The sequence below is a fragment of the Neobacillus rhizosphaerae genome (assembly GCF_937468385.1).
GTDB lineage: Bacteria > Bacillota > Bacilli > Bacillales > Cytobacillaceae > Neobacillus > Neobacillus rhizosphaerae.
The window spans coordinates 105,721-118,751 of sequence record NZ_CALBWS010000004.1; the positions used below are offsets into that span (position 1 = coordinate 105,721).

The 13,031-nt window shown below is 43.2% G+C and carries 13 protein-coding genes; 3 read left to right on the plus strand and 10 right to left on the minus strand.

The window, feature by feature from the left end:
• Positions 1-121: 121 nt before the first annotated feature.
• The 4 genes from argS to speE form a co-directional block, all read right to left on the minus strand.
• Complete coding sequence (gene argS, locus M5A78_RS05640; protein ID WP_248734308.1) at positions 122-1,792, minus strand: arginine--tRNA ligase; 1,671 nt, start codon at positions 1,790-1,792, stop codon at positions 122-124.
• Positions 1,789-2,196 (minus strand): DUF1934 domain-containing protein, encoded by a 408-nt coding sequence (locus tag M5A78_RS05645; protein ID WP_248734309.1) that lies wholly within the window; start codon positions 2,194-2,196, stop codon positions 1,789-1,791. The genes argS and M5A78_RS05645 overlap by 4 nt, the downstream gene beginning before the upstream one ends.
• Positions 2,197-2,618: 422 nt before the next feature.
• Entirely contained in the window at positions 2,619-3,491 is an 873-nt protein-coding gene (gene speB / locus M5A78_RS05650; RefSeq protein WP_248734310.1) for an agmatinase, read from the minus strand.
• Positions 3,492-3,665: 174 nt separating this feature from the next.
• Positions 3,666-4,493: a spermidine synthase gene (speE, locus tag M5A78_RS05655; protein ID WP_066093988.1), complete on the minus strand. Its 828-nt coding sequence runs from the start codon at positions 4,491-4,493 to the stop codon at positions 3,666-3,668.
• A 189-nt stretch (positions 4,494-4,682) separates the two neighbouring features.
• Between speE and M5A78_RS05660 the strand changes: the two genes are divergently transcribed.
• A complete protein-coding gene (locus M5A78_RS05660; protein WP_248734311.1) occupies positions 4,683-6,752 on the plus strand; it encodes a transglycosylase domain-containing protein in 2,070 nt (689 codons plus the stop codon).
• A 474-nt stretch (positions 6,753-7,226) separates the two neighbouring features.
• Here M5A78_RS05660 and M5A78_RS05665 read toward each other — a convergent pair whose 3' ends face one another.
• Both M5A78_RS05665 and M5A78_RS05670 read right to left on the minus strand, forming a co-directional pair.
• The gene (locus tag M5A78_RS05665) at positions 7,227-7,736 is read right to left on the minus strand and encodes a YwhD family protein (RefSeq protein WP_248734312.1); all 510 of its coding nucleotides are present in this window, start codon (positions 7,734-7,736) and stop codon (positions 7,227-7,229) included.
• A gap of 18 nt (positions 7,737-7,754) precedes the next feature.
• A complete protein-coding gene (locus tag M5A78_RS05670; RefSeq protein WP_248734313.1) occupies positions 7,755-8,405 on the minus strand; it encodes a site-2 protease family protein in 651 nt (216 codons plus the stop codon).
• 170 nt (positions 8,406-8,575) lie between these two features.
• On the opposite strand from M5A78_RS05670, the gene M5A78_RS05675 reads away from it, so the two are divergent.
• On the plus strand, positions 8,576-8,761 hold the full coding sequence (locus tag M5A78_RS05675; protein ID WP_248734314.1) for a 2-hydroxymuconate tautomerase: 186 nt from the start codon (positions 8,576-8,578) through the stop codon (positions 8,759-8,761).
• Positions 8,762-8,885: 124 nt separating this feature from the next.
• Here the strand turns inward: M5A78_RS05675 and M5A78_RS05680 are convergent, their stop codons facing one another.
• The 4 genes from M5A78_RS05680 to M5A78_RS05695 form a co-directional block, all read right to left on the minus strand.
• A complete protein-coding gene (locus M5A78_RS05680; RefSeq protein WP_406603668.1) occupies positions 8,886-9,110 on the minus strand; it encodes a hypothetical protein in 225 nt (74 codons plus the stop codon).
• 428 nt (positions 9,111-9,538) lie between these two features.
• Complete coding sequence (locus M5A78_RS05685; protein WP_248734315.1) at positions 9,539-10,042, minus strand: YwgA family protein; 504 nt, start codon at positions 10,040-10,042, stop codon at positions 9,539-9,541.
• Positions 10,043-10,258: 216 nt separating this feature from the next.
• Positions 10,259-11,560 carry an HD domain-containing protein gene (locus M5A78_RS05690; protein WP_248734316.1) on the minus strand — a complete coding sequence of 434 codons (1,302 nt, stop codon included), beginning with the start codon at positions 11,558-11,560 and terminating at the stop codon, positions 10,259-10,261.
• A gap of 200 nt (positions 11,561-11,760) precedes the next feature.
• On the minus strand, positions 11,761-11,982 hold the full coding sequence (locus M5A78_RS05695; RefSeq protein WP_248734317.1) for a DUF1450 domain-containing protein: 222 nt from the start codon (positions 11,980-11,982) through the stop codon (positions 11,761-11,763).
• A gap of 290 nt (positions 11,983-12,272) precedes the next feature.
• Between M5A78_RS05695 and M5A78_RS05700 the strand changes: the two genes are divergently transcribed.
• Positions 12,273-13,016: an RsfA family transcriptional regulator gene (locus tag M5A78_RS05700; RefSeq protein WP_248734318.1), complete on the plus strand. Its 744-nt coding sequence runs from the start codon at positions 12,273-12,275 to the stop codon at positions 13,014-13,016.
• Positions 13,017-13,031 lie beyond the last annotated feature (15 nt).

The window sequence follows — 13,031 nt, forward strand, 5'->3', positions numbered from 1 at the left end:
ATTGGCGCCGATCAAAATGGGCTTTTTTTAAACGATGCCCCTTTACTCGCCAACCACACAAATTCCCCGCCAAACCACATAGAAAAAGGCCCCCCTTAATCAGAAGGGAGCCTCATCAAATTTACATTTTTTCCGGGGCCGAAACGCCAATCAACGCCAGTGCATTTTTCAACGTAATTTGCACAGCCTTCACCAACGCAAGGCGTGCCTTCGTGCGCTCCAACTGATCACTATCAAGCACTTTTTCCGCATTATAAAAACTGTGAAACGTCGACGCCAGTTCAAAGATATAGTTGGTGATGCGGTGCGGCACACGCTTCAGTGCGGCCTCGCCAACAGCCGACGGGAATTCACCAAGCTTTTTCAGTAAATCGATTTCCTTTTCAGACGCCACTAACGAAAAGTCAGCACCAGTATCCACCGTCACGCCTTGTTCTTCGCCTGAACGTAAGATGCTCGAAATCCGTGCATGGGCGTATTGCGCGTAATATACCGGATTTTCATTCGACTCCGACACCGCTAAATCCAAATCAAAATCCATATGCGTATCCGAGCTACGCATCGCAAAGAAATAACGCGTCGCGTCAAGGCCGACCTCATCGACCAAATCACGCATCGTAACCGCCTTACCAGTTCGCTTACTCATCTTCATCTTCTCACCGTTTTTATAAAGATGAACGAGCTGGATAATTTCCACCTCAAGCGCCTCGCGGTCATAACCTAAAGCTTGGATTGCCGCCTTCATCCGTGGGATATAGCCGTGGTGATCCGCACCCCAAATGTTAATCAATTTTTCAAAGCCTCGCGCCAGCTTGTCCCTATGGTAAGCGATATCAGGCGTCAAGTACGTATAAGAGCCGTCCTGCTTGATTAACACACGGTTTTTGTCATCACCGAAATCGGTCGAACGAAGCCAGGTCGCGCCATCTTCCTCATAGACATAGCCGCTTTCCCTTAGTGCAGTCAGAGCTTCATCAATTTTTCCATTTTTATAAAGCGAGGTTTCCGAATACCACACGTCAAAACCGACTCGGAAATTCTCAAGATCCTTCTTTAATTTCGCCATTTCATATTTCAAGCCATACTCACGGAAAAAATCAAATCGTTCTTCCTCGGCCACATTCACAAACTTGTCGCCAAACTCTTCCGCCAGTGTCTTCCCGATGCCGACAATATCGGCGCCATGGTAGCCGTCCTCCGGCATGTCTTTTTCCAGACCAAGCGCCTGGAAATAACGTGCCTCCACCGACAATGCTAAATTATTAATCTGATTGCCAGCATCATTAATATAATATTCGCGAGAAACATCATAGCCAGCCTTGGCCAAAATATTGCACAGAGAATCGCCAACAGCAGCACCGCGGGCATGTCCAAGGTGCAGGTCTCCAGTAGGATTGGCCGATACAAACTCGACTTGAATTTTTTGACCGCCGCCAACTGTGGTCGAACCGTACTTTTCACCAGCCTCAAGCACGGTAGGAATCAGGTCGGTTAAATACGCATTATTCATATAAAAATTGATAAACCCCGGCCCCGCTAGCTCAATTTTTTCAATTGAAGCCTGTGAACGGTCGAAATGGGCCACTAATGCTTCCGCAATCATCCGCGGCGCCTTCTTCGCCACCCGAGCGAGCTGCATCGCCATATTCGTTGAGTAATCGCCATGGGCCTTCTCCTTCGGGATTTCAAGAACCACATCAGGAATCTGCTCTTCTGTCGCAAGCTCCGCCTTTAGCACAGCCGCACGAATCTCTTCCTTTATTTTACTTTGAACCTGTTCAACTATATTCATTTCCGATCCTCCTGAAAGCTAATTTCTAAATGATATGTACCTGAAGGCGAGCCCTGCATTGTGAAATCGTAGAGAATATCGATAAGCCCTTCCGAATGCTCGATTCGCTTGGCCATCGTCATCGTTTCAAAAACACCAAACGGCATCTCGTAGCTGCCCCTTAGTTTTCGATTTACCTGAAACGGCAGCCTCATCTTCACCGCACCGCCGCGTAAAATTAGTGCTTCTTCCCCCGCCACCTTGACAATCGTGCGAACAGTACCTTCCTCCAGCACTTCCTCATACCGCAGAAATGTTGCACCACCTTTTTGATGGTAGCGACCAAACACCGTTAATTCCATTGCTTCCTGAGCATCAATCGTCGTTTTCACCTTGATTTTCACGGGTATTTCAGAATTTTCCAACCGATTTAGCACTTCCTTTTCATTTTATAACACAACATTCTCGTTTATTTGCAAGAATTCCAATTTTTTTGCGAATCTCCGTTGTTTCTTTGCGAATATGCCGCTTTAATTTGCAAAATACAATAAGAGCTTTTTTAAAAAGGAACTCAGGTATGTTCTCTTTATTAGTTCTAGTCTTCATCATTTACTTAGGTGCATTAACGCATGCTTTTTCTATTATAAACATTGTAACGGCACAAATCAAAGATGCCCGCCCCCAATGGGACAGGCACCAGATTGACATGGTTTCTGGATATCAGAAAAGGTTGTTCCTGTGTAACAGAAAAGTTCTCTTATATATCAGAAAGAGGTCTCCTGAAGTATAAAAAGAGTTTTTTTATACAACGGGAAGGTTCTTCCTATATTCGGACAGGAAGGTTTACCTATTTCACCCAGCCAAGCAGCATTTCACGAATCAATTTGCTCGCTGTGTTCGCTGTTTGCTCAGATGAATCGTAGATTGGAGCAACCTCAACCAGGTCACCACCGACGACCTTCACCTCAGAACGAGCAATTTCATGAATGGAAGCAAGCAGCTCGCGTGAGGTGATTCCGCCGCAATCAACCGTACCGGTTCCAGGCGCATGTGCAGGGTCCAATACGTCAATGTCAATCGTGACATAGACTGGGCGCCCAGCTAGCGATGGCAGGATTTCCTTTAACGGCTCAAGCACTTCAAATTTTGAAATATGCATGCCATTTTTCTTTGCCCATTCAAATTCTTCTTTCATACCGGAACGGATCCCAAAAGAATAAACGTTTTTTGGTCCGATTAATTCGGCAATCTTGCGAATCGGGGTCGAGTGTGACAGCGGCTCGCCTTCATAATTTTCACGCAGGTCGGTGTGTGCGTCAAAATGGATAATCGCTAAATCTGGATATTTCTTATAAACAGCTTTCATCACTGGCCATGAGACAAGGTGCTCGCCGCCCATACCTAACGGGAATTTGCCTGCATCCAAGACTTGGTCAACAAATTCTTCAATCAAATCAAGGCTGCGCTGGGCATTCCCGAACGGAAGCGGAATATCACCGGCGTCGAAATATTTTACCTCATCAAGCTCGCGGTCGAGGTAGGCACTGTACTCTTCAAGACCAATTGACACCTCGCGAATTCGCGCTGGGCCAAACCGTGAACCTGGGCGATAGCTTACCGTCCAGTCCATAGGCATCCCGTACAATACAACCTGACTTTCCTCAAAATTCGGGTGACTCTTAATAAACACATTCCCCGAATACGCCTCATCAAAACGCATCCAACATCCCTCACTTTCTACGTATTACCTTAAACCTCTTTATGACCAGGTTTTCGCTTTTTCCCCAGTTCCGGTCTCATAGAACCTCTCTATGGGACCGGTTGCTCACTTTTTCCTCTGGTTCCGTCTCATAGAACAACTGTAACAGGAGTACTTTTCTTGTTCCCGTTTATGTTACTTCACTAAATCGCCAACAAATTTTGGCAATACAAATGCGGCTTTGTGCAATTCTTTTGTATAGTATTTTGTTTCAATTTCGTGAAAACGGTCTTCACTTACTGCTAATGGATCGTATTTTTTCGAACCGATGGTGAATGCCCATAGGCCGCTTGGGTAAGTAGGGATATTAGCCACATACAAATTCGTAATCGGGAAGATTTCCTTCACATCGCGCTGCACGCTGCGAATTAAATCCGCCTTAAACCATGGGTTGTCGGACTGAGCAACAAAAATGCCGTCTTCCTTTAACGCCTTGGAAATTCCGGCATAGAAGCCTTTTGTAAATAAGTTTACCGCAGGACCAACCGGCTCTGTTGAGTCAACCATAATCACGTCATAGGCATTTTCGCTTTCGGCAATATGCATAAAGCCGTCACCCACTTGAACGTCCACACGCTCGTCTTCAAGCCAACCAGCAATTTCCGGAAGGAATTTCTTCGAATACTCGATTACTTTACCATCAATATCCACAAGTGTCGCTTTCTTTACGCTTGGGTGCTTTAATACTTCACGGATAACTCCGCCATCGCCGCCGCCGACAACAAGAACATTCTCAGGATTTGGATGTGTAAATAGTGGAACATGTGCCACCATTTCATGATAAACAAATTCGTCTTTTACAGAAGTCATGACCATGTCATCTAATAGCAGCATATTGCCCCATTCTTCTGTTTCAATCATATCAAGCTTTTGAAATTCTGTTTGCTCTGTATGTAAGGTTTTATTAACTTTCATCGTGATTCCAAAGTTCTCAGTTTGTTTTTCTGTAAACCAAATGGACATATTCATCTTCCTTCCTTCTTATCTCATTTTTAGACTACCCAAACTATTGAATTACAAACAGGAAAAAAAGTCTAGCAATTTTTAAAAAAATATTTCTTTTTTCTAAAGAAATGGTTTAAAAGGACTCTATTTTTTCAATACTATTACTATCTAAATTTTTAAAAATGGAAAAGCGGGGTGGTGAACAAAATGGAAATCATGACTGATCACGGGTTTCGGAAGACAATTAAATATTTGCGAGCATTTGTTATCATCAGTTTGATAGGCATGATTTGTATGCTCGTTCTCTTCCTAGGCGTCCTTGCCTATGCAAAAATTTTAGGAGCTCCGCCGCTCGCTGTTCCGCAATCAACGCTATTCTTTGCCGATGACGGGACCCTGATTGGTGAGAGTCATAGCGGTCAAAAGCGCTACTGGGTCGGGCTCAATGATATTTCACCAAATTTAGTGAATGCGACCGTCTCGATTGAGGACAAAAATTTTTTCCAGCACCATGGTTTTGATTATAAACGAATTGCCGGGGCAGTTCTTGCCGATATTCAGGCATTTTCCAAGGTGCAGGGCGCAAGTACGATCACCCAGCAATATGCACGGAATCTCTTTCTTGAACACGACAAAACGTGGAAGCGGAAAATTCTCGAGGCGTTTTATACGATCCGCCTTGAAATGAATTATTCGAAACAGGATATTCTTGAAGGTTATTTAAATACCATCTATTATGGCAACAGTGCTTACGGTATAGAAGCGGCCAGTCACTATTATTTTGGTAAAAAAGCAGTCGACTTAGATCTCAACGAAGCGACCATGCTGGCGGGAATTCCAAAGGGACCTGGCATCTACTCACCGCTCACCTCGATGGAAAACGCCAAACGACGTCAGGCGATTATTTTACAAACGATGGTGAAAAACGGGTTCATCAAAAAAGATACCGCAAAAACAGTGGCCAAGCAGCCGCTCACAATTGTCGGCGTCCACACGACACCAAAGGTAAAGCTGGCCCCTTATTTTCAGGATGCCGTCAAAAATGCGCTGAAAAATCAATTACATCTTGACGACCGCACGATTGCCCTCGGCGGTTTAAAAGTCTTTACGACGCTGAACCTGAAACAGCAGAAAGCGGCCGAGAAGCAGGTCCAGCAATATGTTGCCAGTTCATCCGAGATTCAAGTTGGCTTAGTTGCGATGGATCCAAAGAACGGCTATGTGAGAGCGATGATTGGGGGCAGGGACTATGAAAAAAGTCCGTTTAACCGGGCCGTTCAGGCTGTGAGACAGCCGGGCTCGACCATCAAGCCGCTGCTCTACTACTCCGCACTCGAGCACGGTTTTACCCCTTCATCAACGATGCGAAGTGAGTTTACCACCTTCCATTTTGATGATGGTCAGGCCGATTACACGCCACATAATTTTAATAACAAGTATGCTGACGGGGAAATTACCCTCGCCCAGGCGCTTGCCGTATCTGATAATATTTTTGCTGTTAAAACGCATTTATTTTTAGGAGAGGATTCGTTAATCGAAATGGCCAAGAAATTTGGTATTTCGACAAATATGGCCCAGGTTCCGTCACTGGCATTAGGAACATCTGGCGTTCGTGTGATTGAAATGGCTAATGCCTACAGCCTATTTGCCAATGGAGGAAAACGGGTCAATCCGACCTTAATTACGAGAGTGGAAGACTATAATGGCAACGTTATTTTTGAAAAAAAAGATAGAACTGAAAAGGTTTTAAACCCAGCCAGGGCCTTTGTAATGACACAAATGCTGACAGGCATTTTCGATAAGAAGCTAAATGGCTATGCCAAGGTAACCGGGAGCACGATTATTGACGACCTCACCCGGCCTTATGCCGGAAAGTCAGGCTCAACGGAAACGGATAGCTGGATGATTGGCTACTCACCACAGCTCGTTACCGCTGTATGGGCAGGATATGATATCGGGAAACCACTTGAGCTAACTGCCGAAAAAACCTATGCGAAAAATATCTGGGCCAACTTTATGGAGGAGGCCTTGCAGGGTAAGCCCGTCAAGGCGTTTAAACCACCGAAGGAGGGGGTTGTCGGTGTTTACGTCAACCCGGAAAATGGCAAGCTAGCGACCAAGGATTGTCCCGTTCGTCGCTTCACCTATTTTGTCGCTGGAACTGAGCCAACCGAATATTGCACCGATCACTTAAAGAATTCAGATGCAGCACCAGCGAAACAGAAGGACAACAAGAAAGTGCCTTGGTACAAAAAGTTGATGCCATGGAACCACTAGCATTTTAATAAGAAAAGCGGAAGGCGCCCGCCTATCGGCGTATGGCCTCTTCGGAAAAGCTAACGCTTTTCCTTCGTGCGATGCCAATGCTGCCGAAGCATTCCTTATGGAGCGCTTCGACCGAGATAAATGTAAACTCGCCGACTGGCAAGCCGTTAGGCGAAGACAGAGGCATAGTTGAATTTATGCGTTCAGAATTTAGGAAATAAATTCTGATTAGCTAAAGGAAACACGGTGAGCGGAGCGAACCGATGTTGACTTATCGTAGGGAGAAGAGCGAAGTACACTAGCCAATGGCGACTGGAGCTGGACATTTCTCTAAGTCCAATGTTATAAATTATTATATTATAAAATAGAAAAGCTCCGGAACTGGTCCGGAGCTTTTCTTGTCCTAGTTTTACGTGTATTCACACACTGCTTATAATACTATCTATTTTTCAAAAAAACCACAAGTAATTATCCACTTTCATCATTTTACTCTCCCAGTAATCCTTTTTTCAGTTCCGCCGTGGAATTATTCCACAATACTTCATTATGGCCCTGCAAGAATTCGGCTAACACCCGTTTCGATTTCACATCCATATCATCGACAATAATATGACGCTTTAACGATTTATCCATGCGGTTGACGTGCTCAGGAAGCGATTTGTAACCGCGTCGGATTTCCCGGTCCACCGTCATATAACAAGCGGTAACGCCGGCATAATAGGGACCTTCTGGCTTGCGGTCTATCGTCACCCACACAAGCCAGTATGGTTTCCCGTTCGGCACCTCTTCTTTCGTTTTTAAAAATTTTATCCCTTTTTCGACCACGCTACGGGCATGCATCGCGCCAACATCGATTTCCGCTTCCCCGGCGTCGACATCAATAATAACTGGCGAAACATTATCAAGACTAAGGGCACCTTTTCCGTAGCCCTTGTGTCCATCAGTCGGGTCACTTTTTATTATATTAAATCCAAGTTTTTTCTTATTATCTTCCATGGATAGTGCAGTCCTCCTTTATAAAAATAGACCATAGATGAAATTACCAAGCACATTCCCTACCCAGGGAATGACCACATCAAAAATGGGCTGAATTGTATATCGATTTAAAGGTGTAATCACTAAAATTAAAAAGATTAAGATCCCATACTGTTCATATTGTGTCATTTTAGCCCGAACATGATTGGGGGCTAAATCCTCGACAATCCGATAGCCGTCAAGTGGAGGGAGCGGCAGCATATTAAAAATAAACAGGACGATATTCAGATTGATAAATACTGTCAGAAATTCACTAAAATTATCCGAAATCGTTACACCAAACTTCAATAATCCGTAGGCAATGATAAAGCCAATCGCCGCCAAAATCAAATTGCTCAGCGGTCCTGCAACAGAAACGAGAACACCGGCTAGGCGCGGTTTTTTAAAGAAAAAGCGATTAACTGGCACGGGACGGGCCCAGCCAAATCCCGCAATTAAAATTAATAGCGTTCCGAACGGGTCCAGATGCTTGAGCGGATTTAAGGTAAGTCGTCCCTGTTTTTTCGCTGTCATATCGCCGAATTTATAGGCAACAAAAGCATGGGCAAATTCGTGAAACGTAAAGGCAAACATCAGCGTGATCGCTACATAAGGAATCAGCCTTAGTGGGTAGGCAAGAAAATGTTCCAATAGGGTTTCTCCTCTCAGAAAACGGGTTCATAACCGCACTCTATGTCTATTTTCCTTTTAGTATACATGAAACCGCTTTGAAAAAGAAAATCAAATGTGCCAACCGTTATTGCACTTTTACTTTGTTTGTGGAAAACTACTGTTAGTGACTTTAATAAGGAGGAAACAGCATGCCATACGTAACAGTAAAAATGCTTGAGGGACGTTCTGAAGATCAAAAACGGGCGTTAGTAGAAAAGGTAACCGATGCCGTCAGCGAAACAACAGGCGCACCAAAAGAAAACATCACCGTTTTTATTGAAGAAATGAGCAAAAACCATTACGCCGTCGGCGGCGTCCGCGCAAGCGATAAATAAAAGGAATAGGGTGTCAGGCACCATGTGAATATTTCACAAAGGTGTCAGCGATAAATAAAAGGGATAGCGTGTCAGGCACCAAAAGAGTGTGAAATCATCAGGATTTCACACTCTTTATTTCTGATTAGAATTTTATTTCATGTTTTGGTTGATCAATTTTCATCTTTTCGAGTTCCAACTTCATTTTTTCCGTTTCAATCAAATAGTTTTCGTGCTTCAATTTTTCCAGTTCCAGCTCATCTTTAATCATATCAGCTTTTAACATCGTCTGTTTCTGAGAATGGCCTGTTAAAATAGCGACAATTGGAATTCCAAAAATCATAATGACCGCAATTACTCCTATGATCATGACGCATGCCTCCCCCATATACTCAATAGACAAATCATAGCAAATATCTTAATGAAAAAGTATAGGTTTTACAAAAAATACCGATATAACCATTTTTTATTCGAAGAGATATGAGTTTCGAATGTATCTTAGCTGTTTTTTGTCCTCTTCATGATTATTTTTCAATTAAAAAAATCATATTGGCTCATTTTTGGAGGTCTTTGACTCATTTTTCTACTTTATTGGCTCATTTTTTGAAAACATTGGCTCATTTTTTCAATTTATTGGCTCAATTTCCGCTGATTATGGCTTTTTTTCCATTTACAGACAATTATCGTCCTGCTATACGTCTGGAGCTGGACATTTCTCAAAGTCCAATGATATAAATTCTGGTGTATAAAAAAACCGCCTGGACTCTCACATTTGCCCAAAGCGGTTTTTGAAAAATCTTATTGAATTTTCTCTTTCAGTGCTTCAATATATTGAAACGCCTCACCAATTTCTGCCTCGGTGTAGCGCTGGCTGCTTTTTAAGGTAAATACCTTGTTCGTGACTTCCTCTTTTGAAAGATTATCAAAATATAAAACCGTTGAAACAAGCTCGAGGAATCTAGCATTCTGTCCATTCATATCGGTTAAACAGTCCTGTAAAAACGGCATATCCACATCATTCAGGCTCAAAAACTCTTTCCCCGAATCCGTCAGTGTATAGCGATATTGAAAATAACCGCCCTTTTTCTCTTTCACTTCATCAAGAAAGCCCATATTACAAAGCTCTTCCACCCTTGTCGTTAATTCCTCTGAGTACGGGCCGTAAAAATGAAACTGAAACCGTTCGTGAAAGGGGAAGGCAATCTTTTTCGCAATATATATCATCTTTTGCAGCTTTTTTCTGCCGGTAATTTCACCGGAAACCTGAATCGCCTGCATCAGCTTCGCGTGATCTTTTAACAACGTTCGTCATCTCCTACTCCATCTAAAACGTAAATGCCGTTATGTGCTACCATCAATTACGGGAATACATCTAATGTAAAGCACCAACCTCACTTAATAAAGGTGGTGTAAGCAGAGCTAGGCTACACTTATTCAAAGTAAAGAACGGATATTTTCACTTGAATTGGCAAAATTGATTCGTTTTTGCGGCGCTCCGCCTCTTTTCCAAAACAGCACTTATTCTAATTCTAAAAGCGCACGTATTTGCTGCTTGATATTCTTTTTCGTGGAATTATCCGCAAGATAATCAGCAGGGTAATAAAGCTTATGGTCTGTCCGCCTTTTCCCCGAAATGGCATCGACAATCTCTGACTCCCGAGAAAGCTCCCGTAACTCCTCATTTTTCATCAATAAATGAATCGGCAGCCGTTCTTCTTCCTCGCCTGGACGGTAAAAGTCATACGGTAAATCCGAGGACGAATCGACAACCAAATAATATTCAGGGTCAATCCCTGCCTTTTTAAATAAGGAATTCAGTTCGGCGAGCTTCTTATATTCATTCGCCGGATCAAATTCAACAAACTTGAACAGATTGCGATTAACAAAGCGACGACAAAGGTCGCTTAAAATGGAGTCGACTTCCTCCTGCCACATTTGAAAATAGTATAAAATGACTGATTCATCTAATTTTAAATAATCTTCTAATGTTACCTGCCCAAGGAAAATCGATGTAAAATGAAGCGGATCATATTTAAAAGCATAGTTTTCTTCAAACAATTGCTTAGCGCGGTGAAGGATTTTGGTCAATATCACCTCAGCACTTCGCGATACGGGATGGAAGTAAACCTGCCAATACATCTGGTAGCGGCTCATAATATAATCTTCGACCGCGTGCATCCCGCTCTTTTTGATGACGACCTGATCTTCTCTTGGTCGCATCACGCGGAGAATTCTTTCCATGTCAAAATGGCCGTAGCTGACACCGGTGAAATAAGCATCCCTTTGTAAATAATCCATCCGATCAGCATCAATTTGGCTTGAAATCAGGCTGATGACCAGCTTTTTTTCTGAGGTTTTGGCAATGATTTCGGCTACTTTAGCAGGAAAGCCCGGTCCTACTTTCAAGAGTATTTTATTTACCTCCGTTTCCCCTAAAATAATCTTGTTTGTAAAGTCCTCATGGTCAAAATCGAACACTTTTTCAAACGAATGGGAAAAGGGACCATGTCCAAGGTCGTGGAGCAGGGCAGCACAAAGGGTTAGTAGCCGATCGTCGTCGTTCCATTCCGGCCTGCCGGCAAACACATCATCGATGATGCGGCGGACAATTTCATAGACGCCGAGAGAATGGTTGAACCGGCTGTGCTCCGCTCCATGGAAGGTCAAAAAGGTCGTTCCAAGCTGCTTGATCCGGCGCAGGCGTTGAAACTCTTTCGTTCCAATTAAATCCCAGATGGCCCGGTCGCGCACATGGATGTAGCGATGGACGGGGTCCTTAAACACTTTTTCTTCACTTAGTTTTTCCGCTGCATAGGCCATTGGTTTCCCTCTTCCTCGTATACTTGCTCCTATTATATCCCAAAAACACCCAGTTTTCAGCAAAATTCCGCAGGATTTTTCGACATTTATCTTTGGTGTCAGGCACCGTTAGCAACATTTTCGGCTTAGAAACGGTGTCAGGCACCGAAAAAAGGCACCGAAGAAAAGAAAAATCACCTGAGCATTTTCGTCAAAGGTGATTATTTGATCTTTTTATTCACTTTCTCCATTAATTCCTCTTCCGTTAAGGCCGCAACAGGGCGGTTATTAACGAAGGCAAAAGTCTTTTTCCGGCCAGGTCCGCAATAGGACTGGCAGCCAATTTTGATTTCGGCATCCGAATCAATTTCTTTTAAACGAGGGATTAATGTCTTCAAATTCACGGCCTGGCAATCATCACAAACACGAAATTCATTCGACATTCGTTACAACCCTTTCTACGATCAAAAAAAATCATACTATATATATTATCCATCTAGGTTCATTAAATAAACTCCTAAGGTATTTTACATTTTATTTCCTTTGAATGCAAGATGCAATCACGAGCAATCGTTAGCTTCCTTAGTAAATCTTTTAGTTAAAAAATCTACTATCCTTTCATTCGTTTTGGTATAAAGCTTGAAAAACTTGTCCATCATAAGACTAGAACTTTTAAAAATCGTCAGGATACACTTGACAATTCATTGTAAATTTTTTTAGGGAGTTGAAAGATATGAAAGTTCGTCAAGACGCATGGACAGATGAGAATGACCTGCTTTTGGCTGAAACTGTCCTAAGGCATGTAAGAGAAGGCAGTACACAGTTGAACGCTTTTGAAGAGGTGGGGGACAAGTTAAACCGAACCTCTGCAGCCTGTGGCTTCAGATGGAATGCTGTCGTCCGGCACCGCTACGAAAAAGCATTGCAGTTATCCAAAAAGCAGCGGAAACAAAGACAAAGAGTTTTAGGTAAGGACCAGGGCGGCAAGAAAAAGCTACTTTATAATCCACCGGTAACTGTTTCTGCAGCAGATGAATTGGAACCAATGCCGTTGCCAGTTGATATCCCCGTGGAACCTATTGTTGCTGTTGAAGACATGACCACCGTAGAAATGGCGGCGGAAACATTTGTAAAACCAGCGCAAAGCTACAGACCACCAGTCACAACTGGACTCACGCTCGATTCAGTCATTAGTTATTTGCAAAACTTTCATCATGCCAATCTGCAAAATGAAGCATTAAAAAGTGAGAATGAAAGATTGAAACGAGAAATGGCTGAGTTAAGAAAGCACAACGAGGAAATGGCTGCTAAAATTTCCGGACTCGAGCAGAATTCTGAAACGATTCAGGAAGATTACGAGACCCTGATGAAAATCATGAACCGCGCCCGAAAGCTTGTCTTATTTGAAGAAGAGGAAAGACCTGCTACGAAATTCAAAATGGACCGTAACGGTAATCTGGAAAAGGTAGCGGAGTAATAGGACAGCAACGTA